Raw genomic sequence first — 15,728 nt, forward strand, 5'->3', positions numbered from 1 at the left:
TTGGCATTTGACAAGTGCACGCTGTTGAGTTCTCAAGGATCGGACGCACCTCCCACTCAGCTTCACAGCCTCGCCAGAAGGGCAACTTCACAATCTTATCCCCTTCGTTCCGTCTGTCAAATCGACGCGCCGAGCAAAACTCAGCAGGAATCGACGACCGCGGTCCACGAAGGGAAGACCACCATCCTAAACACAAAACCACCGAAGTGAAAGAGTAAAAGGAAGGAGGTTTGTTCTCCGCTTGAGGGGGCTGAGGCTCTGGGCCTCTGCTCTTCCCTGTGGGGCGAACAAGTAATAACTTACGCGGGGATTCAGCATCCGGCAAATCACCACCTCCCCCCGGGCGTGTCGCGCCCAGATTCCGCGGAAACTCGTGGTTCTCAGCCTGCTGTCTTTGATTCACGTGCCCGATTGCCCTGCCACGACTGAACCAAGATCGCGAGCACGAGTGTGCCCACTCCCCAGATTGCGCACGCAGGAGGAAGCACTCGATAGGCAAGATGCGCCACGGTGAAGTCCGTCGTGAGCGGACCCCACTGGTGCAACCCGGCGATCCACGCGATGAGCAAGATAGCGGGAAGCGAAAGCCACCATGTCCACCGCACCCACGAAGACATCAATGCAGGTGTGGGCGATACATCGGCGCGACGCAACCAGAGCAGCATCCAGATCGCGATGATTGCCAGACCCACCGCGCTCGAACCGTGCTGCAACCACTTGTAGCCGAGAAGTGGCCCCCACTGCTGGTCTAGAGCAGGAATCGCATTGACCCCGACGCGGCCTTCGTGCGTGAACAGGTCCCAGACAACGTGTGACAGCACACCAAGGCCCAAGGAAAAAGCGAGCATGAGCAGACCCACGCCGCGAACGCGCTGCCGGCCGTTTTGCACCGTCACGAAGAATGTCTCTCGAAAACCTGCTGCTGCGCCCGAATCCCACTCCGCGGGAAGTCTCACTGCCAGCCATCGCGGTGACAGATTGCGCGTCGCGGGACGCAATATGCAGCGCCACACCAGAAGCAACACAAGCGCAAGCATCATCGTCGCCGGCAGCCACGGCAAATCGTGAGTTCTGCCGTAATCAAGCGGGAGGCCCCGCACGAACAACGGCATATCCGGCGTCATCGAGCCGATAGCGATAGCCGCAGGCACCAGCTGCGTGCGCACAAAAGGCAACGCAACCACTGCGTGACTCGGCGTGAATGGCATGGTTAGCGGTCAGTACCGGGTGTCATCGCGCGATAAACACACCAGCAAGCGTCTTCTTACCGCGACGCAGCACAGATACTCCCCCGGGAAGTGACCCCGTGACAACGACCGACTCATCGGTGACCTTTACTCCGTCGAGCGAAACTCCACCCTGGCTGACTGCGCGCCGGCCTTCCGAAATGCTCGCGACGAGTCCGGTATCAACCAGCGCTTGCAGAATGCCTGTGTCTACGGGAATCGTGGCGTTTGGCAGTTCTTCAAGAGCGGTCTGCAACGTGGCCGCATCGAGAGCAGCGAGATCACCTTGACCGAAGAGAGCGTCAGATGCCGCGATGGCCGCCGAGGTTGCCTCCAGACCGTGCACGAAGGCCGTCACTTCCAGCGCCAATCGCTTTTGAGCGGCGCGACGAAATGGCTCGCTCGCGACGAGCTGTTCGTACTCTTCGATCTCGGCCCGCGTGAGGAAGGTGAAAACTTTCAGCCTCGAGATCACGTCAGCGTCGTCGGTGTTCAGCCAGAACTGGTACATCCGGTATGGACTGCACATCCCAGCATCCAGCCAAATGGCATTGCCCTCGCTCTTGCCGAACTTGGTGCCATCACTGTTGGTGATCAGCGGCGTGCCAATAGCGTGCGCAGAGGCACCTTCAACGCGATGAATGAGATCGGTGCCGCTGGTTAGGTTGCCCCACTGGTCGCTTCCGCCGGTCTGCATCACGCAGTCGTACTGACGGTAGAGCTCGAGAAAATCGAGACCCTGCAGAATCTGGTAGCTGAACTCGGTATAGCTGATACCCGCTTCAGAGTTGAGGCGAGCAGCGACGGCGTCTTTCTTGAGCATGGTGCCGACGCGGTAGTGCTTGCCGATCTCGCGCAGAAAATCGATGGCACTCATCGGCGCTGTCCAGTCGAGGTTGTTGACCATTCGGGCGGCATTGTCGCCCTCGAAACTGAGAAAGCGTTCAACCTGTGCGCGCAGGTCACCTACCCACTTCGCCACGGTCTCGGGAGTGTTGAGCGTCCGCTCCGCCGAGGGCCGCGGGTCACCGACGAGACCTGTCGATCCGCCAACCAGGCCGAGTGGCTTGTGGCCGGCTAGTTGAAGCCGGCGCAGTAGGAGTAGCTGCACAAGGTTTCCCAGGTGCAGGCTCGGCGCCGTCGGGTCAAAACCGCAGTAATACGTGATCGGATCCCCCGCCAGCAGCGCGCGTAGCGACTCTTGGTCAGTGGATACGTGCACGAGACCACGCCATACGATCTCGTCCCAGACGTTCTCGAATGATGAATCGTTGGCGGGCACAGTCGTGCTCAGCGGGGCATTTGACACGCCTGCCAGGTTATCAGCGAGTGGATGCTGCCACCGCCGTGGCTAGACGAGGGCGATACCGCTTCCCCACCACACCAACCCAGCGCACGCGAGCGCAATAACCCAGCTGACGAGGCTACCTACGAGAAAATACTCGGCGCGGCCGCCAGTATCGGTGTCGCGCGAGATCTCAGGAAACCGCACGATTCCCTTTGCCGCGAGCACCGCCGCCAGCAACGTGTACGCGCCAGCCAGCGTCAGTGCGAAAACGAGAATCCTCTCGAGCGGACCGATGAGTCGTCCGCCTTTCAAGGTCGGCGTCGCGCCTGAGGGCGCAACGGTGTGAGTTTCGACGGATACCGCATTCTCGCTGCGCAGGGCGGTGCGCACGATGACATTGCTCGATTCAAGCAAAAACACCCCCACTCCGGCGATCAGCAACGCGAGGTCAACACCGACGCCTTCGAACGCGCCGCTTGCGATAAAGAGATCCGCGAAGTAGCCGACACCGCTCCGAGGTGCGAATGCGGCGATTGCGGTCGTGCACAGCACTGCGAGAGCAGCAACAGGCCAGAAGCCACTGCGACTGGTGCCGTCAGCAGGCATCGTCAACAGCCACAACGCGGCGGCCGAGATCGCGATAAATGCGGCTACTCCGCCATCCACACCGGCGCCGAGCACGATCGTCAAGAGCGCGAGCAGGGCGTAGCCGATCCAACGCCTCTTGACTGATACGAACCGGCGCACTAAATCGGCGGTGCCCACCGCGAGCAACGATAGTGCGGCGAAGATCACGACACTGATCCAGACAGAGCGAAGAAGCCCTCGACGACTGCGGCCGAACCCGCTGCGGCGAGCGCTTGCGAGACCGCGGGTTGAGAGATGCCTTCAGCGCGTGCAAGGTCGCTCTGCTTCGAATTGATGCATCGACCGTAGGTCAAGCGTCGGGCACGCGCGCTCATTGCCGAGACGATTTCGTCGCGGCTGAGCAGATAGGCGTTCGCCATCGATGTCGAGGAGTGCACTCCTTCATGTTGACCCTGGGCTGCGACAATCCAGGCGCGCGCGGTCGGCGCGGTGCGCTGTTCGAGAGCGTGAACCTTGTTGATCGCCTCACGCGCCGCCCACCAGCCTGGACCATCGGGGAGTGCACCCGTCGTGGATGCGATGGTGCCTACCTCGCCAATGCCGATTCCGAAACGACAACGGATCGACTCAGGAAGAGCAAGCTGCAACAGCAGGATGCTGCAAAGTGACGTTTCTATCGTGGGGAACAGCGCTTGCAACTCATCCCCCACTGTGGGGCGCAACGGTTGCATGGCAACCGGGTAGTCATGCTCGACCTGAGCGATTGCGTCTTCGAGCGCGCGCTGCGCGTCCGCACGATCGGCAAGGCGCCGCGAGCCCACGATGTCTGCGATCACAGCGATGGTCATACTGTCAGCGTACTCCTTATATTCCTACAATATAAGGCTTTCTCTTATTTAATAGAGTTATAGGCCGAGCGAGTGTGCTGCACTTTGCGCCCGCTCCACGAGCTCATGGCGCTGCTCGGCTACCCGCACCGGTGCGGTGCCACCGACCCCCGTTCGACTGGCCACCGATCCTTCGATCGTGAGCACTTCTCGCACCGCGGGCGTCAAGTGAGACGAAACCTCGGCCAGCTGCTCATCGGTGACCTCGTGGAGTTCAAGGTCGTTCTCTTCGCACACTCGCACCAAGTGTCCTGAGATCTCATGTGCATCGCGGAAGGGAACGCCCTGCTTCACGAGCCATTCGGCCACATCCGTTGCAAGCGAGAACCCTTGCGGCGCTAACTCAGCCATGCGTTCGGTATTGAAGCGCAGCGTCGCCACCATCCCCGCAAAGGCGGGCAGCACCGTTTCAAGAGTGCGGACTGAGTCGAAAACCGGCTCTTTGTCTTCTTGCAGATCACGGTTGTAGGCGAGCGGCAGCGCTTTGAGCGTCGCGAGCAGGCCGGTGAGGTTGCCAATCAGACGGCCTGCCTTGCCTCGTGCCAGCTCAGCGATGTCTGGGTTCTTCTTTTGCGGCATGATGCTTGAGCCGGTGGAATAGCCGTCGTCGAGCGTGACAAAATCGAACTCACGCGTGTTCCACAGGATGATCTCTTCCGAAAAGCGGGAAAGGTCGATACCGATCATCGCGGTGATGAAGGCGAACTCAGCCACCACGTCGCGTGCCGCCGTGCCATCGAGAGAGTTCTCAGAGGGGCGGGCAAGTCCTAGCTCAGATGCGACGAGTTGCGGGTCAAGCCCCAGCGTCGATCCGGCGAGCGCACCACCGCCATACGGTGACACGCTGGCGCGCGCTGACCAGTCGACAAGCCGCTCAAGGTTTCGCACGAGAGGCCACGCGTGGGCCTGCAGATGATGGGCCAATAGCACCGGCTGCGCGTGCTGCAGGTGCGTGCGGCCGGGCATGATCGCTTCGGCGTGCGCCTCGGCCTGAGCGACAAGCGCATCGATGAGACGCAGAACCTCCCGCGCGATCGAGCGAGAATGGTCGATCAGATACAGCCGCACCAGGGTCGCGATCTGGTCGTTCCGGCTGCGGCCAGCACGAAGCTTCCCGCCCACATCTGCACCGACGACGCCAATGAGCGCCTGCTCGAGTGCACCGTGCACGTCTTCATCGGCCGGTGTGGGCATCAGCGAACCATCGGTGATGCCGGCGGCGAGAGCATCGAGGCCGTCGTGCATCGTGCGCTCTTCATCTTCGGTCAAATACCCCGCCGATGCCAGCGCCTTGGCGTGGGCGTGAGAACCCGCGATGTCGTAGAGCGCCAGATCCCAGTCGAAATGCGTCGAACGGCTCAGCTCGGCCAGTTCAGGCGACGGCCCCGTCGCGAAACGGGCGCCCCATAGCGCGCCCTCGTTTGTACCGTCACCCTTGTTGTCACTCACATGCCCAGCCTACGGGAGCACGCCCGTGGTGACCGCCCCGCTCACGTCTCAGTGGCTGCGCGCCGACTCGTGCGACGGCGTGGGAACGGCAACTTTAGCCAAGCGGTCGAGCGCCCATTCCAGCGGGCCACGGCCAATCAACAGAGCCCATGCCGTGCATCCCACGATCGTGCAGAGAGTGAGCGGCCAGAACGGCTCGAGTTCGCGGAACGCCGCCAGATTGCCGGGGCTGCCCAACAGCACGGTCGCTACGATCGCCCAGGCGACGATCTGCACGGTGTACGCCGTGAGCGGCATCGCTCCGAGCGCACGCAGCGGCAACACCACCCACGTGAGAATGGTGCGAGAGGCGAGCAGGCACAGCGCGATCACGAACATCGCGAAGCCGCCCGAGCCCCATACCTCTAAGAGGCCGGTCGAATGCGCCTCACCTGTCCACAACGCTTGCCAAAACGATGTCGGCAGACCACGTGCGCCTGAAACGGCATCAAGCGCCGCAGCCGCGGTGGCCAACGCCGCGCCCATCACCAGCATCCACCCTTGGACTTTCAATCGCGTGATGCCCGCGCGCGCCACGGCCATACCTGCCGCAACGAACGCGATCCACGTAGTAAACGGATAGTGCCAACCGATAGCCAGCGAAACATCGTTTCCGATGGAGGTCGTCCATATCGGCAAAGCATCCAGCACAACCTGAACGAACGGCATCACCGCAGCCAACACGAGTGCGACGATCAGAAGCGATCGCGCGCCGAGCGGAACAAGCATGGTCGCAAGCAAAAAAAGAAGCGCGTACGCCGGAAGGATCACATAGACCGGCACTCCCGTGAAGATCAGCGCCAAGCCAAGGAGCCAGAGCGCGAAGGCTCGGGTACAGAGCCGCAGCTGCGCCCGATGGCGAGCCTCTCCAACGAGCGGCACGCGCGCACCGGATACCAGCGCGATCGATACACCAGCGAGCGTCGCAAACAGAATCGACGAACGCCCTTCGACGACGGCGATCCACGTGGTCGGGTCGGTCAGGGCAAGGGGTTCACGAATCCACAGCAAGTGGGCCGCCAGCATGCCGAGAATTGCCAACCCGCGTGCCAGGTCGACGCCGGCAATTCGGCTCGGACCGTTGAGCCGCATCCATCGACTCTCGAGCCACCCATCCCGGGGGATCACTTCTGGCGTAGCAGCCAAACGAGCAGTGCCTTCTGTGCGTGCAAACGGTTCTCTGCTTCGTCCCAGACGACACTCTGGGGACCATCGATGACTTCGGCATCGACCTCGTATCCGCGATCAGCGGGGAGACAGTGGATGAAGATGGCGTCGTCTTTAGCCATCGTCATCGTTTCCGCCGTTACCTTGTAGGCGCCTAGGTCACGAAGTCGCGAGAGCTTCTCTTCTTCTTTGCCCATCGATACCCAGGTATCGGTCACGATGACGTCAGCGCCCGCGGCCGCTTCATTCGCATCGGTGTAAAGAGCCACCGAGCCGCCAGTCGTAGCCGCGAGACGGTCGGCATCAGCAATGACGTCGGCACGAGGAGAGTACGCCTCCGGAGACGTGACACGCACATGCATTCCCGCGGTGACGCAAGCCAAAATGTACGAGTGCGCCATATTAGATTTGCCGTCACCGAAGAAAGTGAGCGTAAGGCCCTTGAGGTCGCCCTTGTGCTCGCGAATGGTGAGCAGGTCAGCGAGCAGCTGACAAGGGTGGAAGTCATCGCTCAGCGCATTGACGACGGGAACTGTTGTGCCCAGTGCCATTTGCTCTAAGCCCGCCTGGGCGTAGGTGCGCCACACGATTGCCGCTACCTGGCGCTCGAGCACACGCGCGGTGTCGGCGGGTGTCTCTTTGCCGCCGAGTTGGCTGTTGGCTGTTGAGATGATCAGGGGGGATCCGCCAAGGTCAGCGATCCCCACAGCGAACGAAACCCTCGTGCGCGTTGAGGACTTGTCGAAGATAACCGCGACAGTCTGTGGACCTTCGAGCGCCTTGACAGCGAAGCGATCCTTCTTCAGTTCGATCGCAAGGTCGAGGATCTCGGACTGCTCTGCCGTGGTCAGATCGTCGTCACGCAACAGGTGGCGGGTCATGCGGATTCCTCCATCGGGGTGTCAATCAGCAACGCGTCTTCGACCGTGCGCAGTGACGCCGTGAATAGTTCAATGAATTCGTCGATCTCGACGTCACCGATAGTGAGAGCGGGGACGAGGCGAATCGTCTCGTCGTTTGGGGCGTTGATGATCAGCCCGTGCACTTGAGCAGCTTCAACCAGTGCCTTCGCCACCGGCTGTGCAAGCCCGACGCCGACGAGCAGCCCGCGCCCACGGCAGCCCGTGATCAGCTCGGAGTCAATTGCTTCGATCGCATCGCGCAGCTGCGCACCACGCTCCGCCGCATTGCGCACTAGCTCAGCATCCTCGATCTCGCCGAGCACCGCGTGGGCTACTGCCGTGCCAAGCGCATTTCCGCCGAACGTCGAGCCATGGGTGCCCGGGTAGAACAGGTCGCTCGCCGCGGGGAAGGTGATGAGCGCGCCAATCGGGAAGCCACCACCGATCCCCTTGGCAACGGTGATCGCATCAGGCGTGATGCCCTCGTGCTGAAAAGCAAACCACTCGCCGGTACGACCAGCGCCAGTCTGAATCTCGTCGATGATCAAGAGGGCACCATGCCGCTCCGTGAGCGCGCGCGCCGCCGAGAGGAAGCCCGCGGGAAGGTCGATCACTCCCGCTTCGCCCTTGATCGGTTCGATGAAGACGGCGGCGACACGGTCATCGAGAGCTGCCTCAAGCGCTTCGATGGTCGTGTCGATGAACTCCACGCCGGGCGCCATTGGCAGGAACGGCTCTTGCATCGCCGGCTTGCCGGTCAATGCGAGCGTGCCCATGGTGCGTCCATGGAATGCATTCGCGAACGCCAGAATGCGAGGGCGGTCAGCACCACCATGGAGTCGCGCCAGTTTGAAGGCAGCTTCGTTCGCCTCTGCGCCGGAGTTTCCGAAGTAAACGCGTCCGTCGTCGCCGGTACCGGCGAGGCGCTTGAGCGTGGCAGCAAGCGCAAGCTGCGGCTCAGTGGCGAAGTAATTCGAGACGTGAGCGAGCGTGGCCGCTTGGTCGGAGATAGCGTTCACGAAGACGGGGTGTGCGTGGCCGAGGGAATTAACCGCGATGCCCGCGAGGAAGTCGAGGTACTGCTTGCCCTGGTCGTCCCAGAGGTAGGCGCCCTGACCGCGCGTGAACATTGCCATTCGAGGACCGAAGCTGCGAACGAGATCTCGTCCGGCGTCATCTTGCCAGCTCATCCGGCTACCACCTCAGTTCCGATTCCCTTGCTGGTGAAGATCTCTACCAGCACCGAGTGGGGCACGCGACCGTCGATGATCGCAGCCTTTTCCACTCCCCCTTCGACCGCTTGCAGACATGCCGCCATCTTCGGAATCATGCCTGACTCCAGCGAGGGCAATAGCGCGTGCAGTTCACTGGAGTTGAGGTGCGACACCAGCGAGTCGCGATTAGGCCAGTCGGCGTAGAGGCCGGCAACGTCGGTCAGCACGACAAGCTTGACGGCGCCCAAAGCAACAGCGAGAGCGGATGCTGCGGCATCAGCGTTCACGTTGAGCGAATGTCCGGGATTGTCGAGATCGGGCGCGATACTTGAGATCACCGGAATACGACCGGCTGCTAACTGGTCGAGCACCTGTTGGGGGTCGACTTCGACGACGTCGCCGACGCGGCCAAGGTCGTGCTCGATGCCGTCAACCGTAACGCCACGTCTGCGTCCCCCGAACAGACCCGCATCTTCACCGCTGAGCCCGGTAGCCACCGGACCGTGAGCGTTGATCTTACTGACGAGCTGAGGGTTGATCTGCCCGGTCAGCACCATCCGCACGACCGTGATGGCCTCAGTGCTTGTTACGCGGTAGCCGCCCTTGAACTCGCTCGGAATAGCCAAGCGATCAAGCATCGAAGATATCTGCGGACCGCCGCCGTGAACGACTACCGGCTTCACCCCGACATATCTCAGATAGGCAATGTCGGCGGCGAAAGCATCTTGGAGCTCTTCGCTCACCATGGCGTTGCCGCCGTACTTGATCACAATGATCTGGTCGCTGTAGCGACGCAGCCAGGGCAGCGACTCGATCATCGTGACGGCCTTGTTGCTCGCCTCAGCGGGATCGGTGTCTTGAATATCAGTCATGAGGAATATGCACTGTTCTCGTGAACATAGTCGTGAGTGAGGTCGTTGGTGAGAATGGTCGCGGTGAAATCGCCCACCTTGAGGTCAATGACAAGGTCGGTTGCACGAGGCGTGAGATCCACGTCTTCACGCGGGCGGTCGGGCCCGCCAGCTGTGCACACGCGGACGCCATTCATCCACACATCGACGTCGTAGGGATCAAAGGCAGCATCGGTAGTGCCGATGGCCGCGAGAACACGGCCCCAGTTGGCGTCGTTGCCGAAGATCGCAGCCTTGAACAGGTTGTTTCGAGCGACCGAGCGGCCAACTTCGACGGCATCCTGCTCGGACGCGGCATTGACAACCTCGATGGTGATGTCATGACTCGCTCCCTCTGCATCGCCCTGCAGTTGGCGCGACAGGTCAAGGCACACCTCGGCGAGCGCCGCACCGAACTCCGTCGCAGACGGTGTGACGCCACTGGCACCGCTGACCATGAGCGTGACCTGGTCATTGGTCGACATACAGCCGTCCGAATCCAAACGATCAAAACTCACTCTCGTCGCGTCGCGAAGATGTGCGTCGGCCTGGGGTGCGTCGAGCACCGCGTCTGTCGTGATGACGACGAGCATCGTGGCTAGCCCAGGTGCCAGCATCCCGGCGCCCTTCGCCATTCCACCGATCGACCACCCATCGCGAGTAGCCACTGATCTCTTCGCTTTGGAGTCGGTCGTCATAATCGCCTCGGAAGCTGCCACTCCCCCGTCAACGCTCAATGACGCCGCGGATTGCGAGACGCCTTCGAGTACCCGTGAACGAAACAGTTCGTCGCCGGTGCCGATCAGGCCAGTGGAGCAGACGACGATATCCCCCGCGCTCACACCGAGTTCCGTGGCGACCTTTTCCGCGGTCTGATGCGTCGTCTGGAACCCGAAGGTGCCCGTAAAGCAGTTCGCACCGCCGGAGTTGAGGATGATTGCCTCGACGACGCCATCCTGAATCACCTGCTGCGACCACATGATCGGGTTCGCTTTGGCGCGGTTGCTCGTGAACACCGCCGCCCCCACCTTCAGCGGGCCACGGTTGACGACCAGAGCGACATCAGGCTTTCCACTGGACTTCAGACCGACGGCAACCCCGGCTGCTTCAAATCCTGCTGGTGCGGTGACGCTCACGGCGCGACTCCGTTCATCGAGAGCGCTGTTGCTTCGGGAAGCCCCAGCGCGATGTTCATGGATTGGACTGCCGCGCCAGCGGTGCCTTTGACAAGGTTGTCGACCGCGGTGACCACAACAACTCGATTCGCGTCACGATCGATTGCCAGACCGATCAACGCGGTATTCGCACCGATGACATCTGCCGTCCGCGGGAACTGTCCCTCCGGAAGCAGCTGCACGAACGCTTCATCGGCATACGCCGCTTCCCACGCCTGGCGGATTTCGAGATCACTCACGTCCCGCGCGATCGGTGCTGTTGATGTCGCCAAAATGCCTCGAGCCATAGGCACCAGCACCGGGGTGAAGGAGATCCGGATGCTGGTCGGCTCCTGACCGGATGCCGCCGCAAGCGCCTGCTGAATCTCGGGGATATGACGGTGAGTGCCGCCCACTGCGTATGGGTTCGCCGAGCCGAGGATCTCGCTTGCGAGCAGGTTGGCTTTGAGCGCCTTGCCCGCTCCTGAGGGTCCGACGGCAAGCACACTGACGATGTCAGAGGAATCGATCACGCCTGCTGCGACGCCCGGCGCGAGGCTCAAGCTCACCGTGGAGGCGTTGCAGCCTGGCGCGGCGATGCGCGAAGCACCGATCAGCCGTTCGCGTTGCTTCGCCCCGCCCACCAGCAGTTCTGGGACGGCATAGCTCCAAGGTTCGTGGAACTCACCGCCGTAGAACTTGTCCCAGGCATCCACCGACTCCAGGCGATGGTCTGCACCTGCATCGATAACGAGCGGTGTCGCTCCGAGCGCATCGGTGTACTGGCCGGACTGGCCGTGCGGCAACGCAAGAAACACGATGTCGTGGCCGGATACCACCTCGGGTGTGGTCTCACTCAACGTGAGATGCGCAAGCGAGCGCAAATGCGGCTGATGCGCGATAAGCGGCTGTCCTGCGTTGGAGTGCGCGGTCACGGTGCGGATCTCAACATCGGGATGCGCGGCGAGTATCCGTAGGATCTCACCGCCCGCATAGCCGGACGCACCGGATACGGCGACCGAATATGTCATGGATTCCACCTTAGGGTCTGGATGGCCCTTGGCTGGCTCGCAAGTCCGCTCAAGGGCCCACAAATGGGCCAGAGACGGCGACGCTCACTCGTTCCATGCGGGAACTGAAGGCGAGGTCGCCTAGAGTCGGCGGCTGCGGCGTCGGCGTGCGGGAGCGACGCACGCGGTGAGCGTCGAGAGTCCCATGAAGGCCGAAGGCATGCGCCGACCATAGCCGCGTTTTCACCACAACCGCAAATCAGTGATCGATCCGCACCCTTGCGCGCGGATCGATCACCCTTCATTGGTGTTACTCGCGTAGCGTCGCCCCGAACCGCTCGGCGACGGCCGTGACACCGGCAAGTTTTGCTTCGGTGGCGTCAGCAGCCGTGAGGGTGCGATCGCCCGCGCGAAAGCGCAACGCGAACGTCAGGCTTTTCGCGCCCTCAGGGAGGCCCTGGCCACGATAGTCATCGACGAGGCGAACGGCCTCGAGCAACTCCCCCGCGCCGTCTGCGAAGGCTGAGCGCACCTCGGCTGCCGGAACATCGATGTCAACCACCAGAGACACATCTTGGGTGGCTGCGGGAAAGCCCGACAGCGACCCGGCAACAACTTTTTCGCCAGCGAGTGAGATCACCAGATCGAGATTGAGCTCCGCCACGATGACGCGGCCAGGTAAATCTGCCGCCTGTGATACCGAGGGAAGCAGCTCACCGATGCAGCCCACCTCACGACCGTCAACGGTGAGCGTGCCCGCACGGCCCGGGTGCAGAGCCGCGCGCTTCGACTGCATGACATCGATGCTCACGCCAGCCGCGGAGGCAACGGTACGCACCGCGTCGAGCGCATGGCCAAGGTCAGCGCCGACCGCGGGGTGTCCCGGCTGCTTGGCCACAACGTTTCCCGTAAGCAACATCGCGACAAAACGAGGCTGCGGTGGGATCGATTCATCGAGCTCAGCCAGTGTCGAGGCAGACGGCCTTACAGCGAGCGGCGGAATGAACGCCGTGCCGTACTGCACTCCTTCTTTCGGCAGGAACACTGAGCCAGACTCGAACAGCGCGAGATCAGTGAACCCGCGAGACAGATTGCGGTGCGCAATCTGCAACAGGCCTGGAATCAGCGAGCGACGCAGGAACGGCGCCTGCCCGTCAAGCGGATTGGCGAGCTTCATGCTCGGCACTGAGGCCCCAGATGCGGAGCCATGCAGGTTGTTCTGCTCAGCGGTAGTGAAGCCAAACGACGGCGTCTCGACGAAACCGGCAGCGGCGAGGGCGTTTGCGACGCGGCGACGACCCTGCTGCGCAGGAGTGAACCCCCGCCCCGAAGGCGGAACGGGCAGTACCGACGGGATGCGGTCGTAGCCCTGAATACGCGCGACCTCCTCAGCCAGCGTCCACTTGTCAGTGAGGTCAGGGCGCCACGTCGGTGTCACCACACTCCACCCAGCGTCCACGCCTGTGACATCTGCACCGATCAGCGCGAGAGAAGACGCAACCTCCTCATCGGTGTAATCGACTCCGATGAGTCCGTTCACGAATAGGCGCGGCAACGTGATGCGGGTGCGGGCGATATCGTTGCCGAGCGATCCCCCGAAACTCTCGTCAAGCGTTCCGCCCGCGTACTGCACCATCAGGTCGGCAACGCGGCGCGCAGCGACGGCCGCAACCGCGGGGTCCACGCCTCGTTCAAAGCGTCGAGATGCCTCCGAGGGAAGCTTATGCCGACGAGCGCTGCGAGCGATCGTGACGGTATCGAACGTCGCTGCCTCTATCAATACGTTGCGTGTCGATGCGGACATCTCGGTGGGACCGCCACCCATGACGCCCGCAAGACCGATCGCTCCGGAGTCATCGGTGATCAACAGGTCTTCGGGGTCAAGCGTGCGCAGCTTGCCATCGAGTGTTTCCAGCTTTTCGCCCGCAGTCGCGCGGCGGACCACGATGCCGCCCTGAAGCGTGTCAAGGTCATAGCCGTGAATCGGTTGGCCCAACTCGATCATCACGTAATTCGTGATGTCGATGAGGATTCCGAGTGAGCGAATACCCGCGAGCGTGAGCCGAGCAATCATCCACGCTGGCGTCGGCTTGGTGGGGTCAACGTCGCGCACTACACGCACGATGAACTCAGAAGCGCCCACGCGACCGCGGATGGGAGCTTCATCGTTCACGGCAACGGGAAAGCCCGTTCCAGGAGCAAGTTCGGTTTCGGCGCGAAGGCCTGGGTCGCGAAAGGCAGCGCCCGTGGCGTGCGAGTACTCTCGTGCAATGCCGCGGATAGACAGCGCGTAGCCACGGTCCGGGGTCACGTTTACATCCACCGCAACGTCGTCAAGCCCCAGCAGCCCGATTGCATCGGTTCCCGCAGGAGCGTCGATTCCGAGTTCGACCAGGCGCAGAATGCCGTCGTGTTCGTCACCGAGGCCGAGCTCACGAGCAGAAGCGATCATCCCGTCAGAGATGTGACCGTAGGTCTTGCGTGCGGCGATCGGGAAAGGTCCGGGCAGCACCGACCCGGGCAGAGTCACCACAACCTTGTCGCCGGGGAAAAAGTTGCCAGCGCCGCACACGATGCCGTGCACCGCGTCACCGCCATCGGCTGCATTCTCACCATCGGGTGCGACGCGAACCTGACACCAACGAATCGTCTTGCCGTTCTTTTGCGGCTCTTCGACAAACTCGAGCACCTCGCCAACGACGATGGGGCCCTGAAGCTCGGAGCGAAAAATATCTTCCTCTTCGAAGCCGACGGACACCAACGAGGCAAGGACGTCTTCGGGCGTAGCCTCGGGCGCAACATCGACGTATTCACGAAGCCATGAGAGCGGAACGCGCATCAGACCACCATCCCGAACTGCTCGCTGAAGCGAACGTCGCCTTCTGCCATGTCTCTCATATCCTTCACGTCGCTGCGGAACATCAGCGTTCGCTCAATGCCCATGCCGAAGGCGAAGCCCGAGTATTCCTCGGGATCGATGCCTGCCGCTCGCAGCACGTTGGGGTTCACCATGCCGCAGCCGCCCCACTCAATCCATCGGGCGCCCCCTTTGAATGTGGGGTGCCACAGGTCAAGCTCCGCGGAAGGCTCTGTGAACGGAAAGAAGTTCGCGCGGAAGCGTGTCTTCGCCTCCGCGCCGAATAGCGCCTTGGCGATGTGGTCGAGGGTTCCCTTGAGGTGCGCCATGGTGATGTTTTTATCGATCACCAGGCCCTCAAACTGGCTGAAGACCGGCAGGTGGGTCGCGTCGAACTCATCGGTCCGGTACGCACGGCCGGGGCACACCACATAGATCGGCAGTTCACGCTCCAGCATGGAGCGCACCTGCACGGGGCTCGTGTGAGTGCGCATCACGAGGTGACGCGCGACCGGATCAACGAAGAACGTGTCTTGCATTTGACGCGCAGGGTGATCTTCGTCGAAGTTCAGCGCGTCGAAGTTGTACCACTCGTGTTCGAGTTCGGGGCCCTCGGCAATCTCCCACCCCATGCCGACGAAAATGTCGCCGATCTGTTCCTGCAATAGCGTCAGCGGGTGCCGCGCACCGACCCGGTTTCGAGCCGCGAGGGCGGTGATGTCGATCCGTTCCGCCTCAAGCTTCGCGGCGGTTTCAGCCTCGGCGATCTCAGCTTCGCGAGCGGCAAATGCTTGGTTCACGCGACCACGCGCTTGACCGACGAGCTTGCCGAACTCGGCCTTCTTTTCGTTGGGAACGTTGCGCAGTTGCGCGTTGAGCATCGCAAGCGGCGAGCCATCGACGCTGTGCGCAGCGCGCGCAACCTTCAATGCGGAGGAATCGGATGCTGCGGTGATGGCTGCCAATGCAGCATCCACCGCTGCGGCAACCGCGTCGGGAGTGATTTCGGGAACGTCAGACACGAGAGTCGAGTCTACCGAGACTCGGGCCGGTATCC

At 62.1% G+C, this 15,728-nt stretch carries 13 protein-coding genes; all 13 read right to left on the minus strand.

Features of this window, described 5'->3' with window-relative positions:
* Positions 1-380 precede the first annotated feature (380 nt).
* The 13 genes from AB0O81_RS02465 to pheS all read right to left on the minus strand — a co-directional run bounded on the left by AB0O81_RS02465 (position 381) and on the right by pheS (position 15,693).
* A complete protein-coding gene (locus AB0O81_RS02465) occupies positions 381-1,208 on the minus strand; it encodes a DUF4184 family protein (RefSeq protein WP_363580910.1) in 828 nt (275 codons plus the stop codon).
* 22 nt (positions 1,209-1,230) lie between these two features.
* A complete protein-coding gene (gene tyrS, locus AB0O81_RS02470; RefSeq protein WP_363580912.1) occupies positions 1,231-2,535 on the minus strand; it encodes a tyrosine--tRNA ligase in 1,305 nt (434 codons plus the stop codon).
* 42 nt (positions 2,536-2,577) lie between these two features.
* Positions 2,578-3,309 carry a hypothetical protein gene (locus AB0O81_RS02475; RefSeq protein ID WP_363580914.1) on the minus strand — a complete coding sequence of 244 codons (732 nt, stop codon included), beginning with the start codon at positions 3,307-3,309 and terminating at the stop codon, positions 2,578-2,580.
* Positions 3,306-3,950: a SatD family protein gene (locus AB0O81_RS02480; protein ID WP_363580916.1), complete on the minus strand. Its 645-nt coding sequence runs from the start codon at positions 3,948-3,950 to the stop codon at positions 3,306-3,308. The genes AB0O81_RS02475 and AB0O81_RS02480 overlap by 4 nt, the downstream gene beginning before the upstream one ends.
* Before the next feature lie 57 nt (positions 3,951-4,007).
* Positions 4,008-5,438, minus strand: coding sequence for an argininosuccinate lyase (argH, locus tag AB0O81_RS02485; protein WP_363580918.1), 1,431 nt, complete (start codon positions 5,436-5,438; stop codon positions 4,008-4,010).
* 48 nt (positions 5,439-5,486) lie between these two features.
* Complete coding sequence (locus AB0O81_RS02490; protein WP_363580920.1) at positions 5,487-6,569, minus strand: heparan-alpha-glucosaminide N-acetyltransferase domain-containing protein; 1,083 nt, start codon at positions 6,567-6,569, stop codon at positions 5,487-5,489.
* A 32-nt stretch (positions 6,570-6,601) separates the two neighbouring features.
* Complete coding sequence (gene argF / locus AB0O81_RS02495) at positions 6,602-7,525, minus strand: ornithine carbamoyltransferase (protein ID WP_363580922.1); 924 nt, start codon at positions 7,523-7,525, stop codon at positions 6,602-6,604.
* Positions 7,522-8,736: an acetylornithine transaminase gene (locus tag AB0O81_RS02500; RefSeq protein ID WP_363580924.1), complete on the minus strand. Its 1,215-nt coding sequence runs from the start codon at positions 8,734-8,736 to the stop codon at positions 7,522-7,524. Before AB0O81_RS02500 ends, argF begins: the two co-directional genes overlap by 4 nt.
* On the minus strand, positions 8,733-9,632 hold the full coding sequence (argB, locus tag AB0O81_RS02505; protein WP_363580926.1) for an acetylglutamate kinase: 900 nt from the start codon (positions 9,630-9,632) through the stop codon (positions 8,733-8,735). The genes AB0O81_RS02500 and argB overlap by 4 nt, the downstream gene beginning before the upstream one ends.
* Positions 9,629-10,786, minus strand: coding sequence for a bifunctional glutamate N-acetyltransferase/amino-acid acetyltransferase ArgJ (gene argJ / locus AB0O81_RS02510; protein WP_363580928.1), 1,158 nt, complete (start codon positions 10,784-10,786; stop codon positions 9,629-9,631). The genes argB and argJ overlap by 4 nt, the downstream gene beginning before the upstream one ends.
* Positions 10,783-11,835, minus strand: coding sequence for an N-acetyl-gamma-glutamyl-phosphate reductase (argC, locus tag AB0O81_RS02515; RefSeq protein WP_363580930.1), 1,053 nt, complete (start codon positions 11,833-11,835; stop codon positions 10,783-10,785). Before argC ends, argJ begins: the two co-directional genes overlap by 4 nt.
* A 289-nt stretch (positions 11,836-12,124) precedes the next feature.
* Positions 12,125-14,653 carry a phenylalanine--tRNA ligase subunit beta gene (gene pheT, locus AB0O81_RS02520; protein ID WP_363580932.1) on the minus strand — a complete coding sequence of 843 codons (2,529 nt, stop codon included), beginning with the start codon at positions 14,651-14,653 and terminating at the stop codon, positions 12,125-12,127.
* On the minus strand, positions 14,653-15,693 hold the full coding sequence (pheS, locus tag AB0O81_RS02525) for a phenylalanine--tRNA ligase subunit alpha (protein ID WP_363580934.1): 1,041 nt from the start codon (positions 15,691-15,693) through the stop codon (positions 14,653-14,655). The genes pheT and pheS overlap by 1 nt, the downstream gene beginning before the upstream one ends.
* Between the last annotated feature and the right edge of the window lie 35 nt (positions 15,694-15,728).

The sequence above is a fragment of the Microbacterium sp. NPDC076911 genome (assembly GCF_040687125.1).
GTDB lineage: Bacteria > Actinomycetota > Actinomycetes > Actinomycetales > Microbacteriaceae > Microbacterium.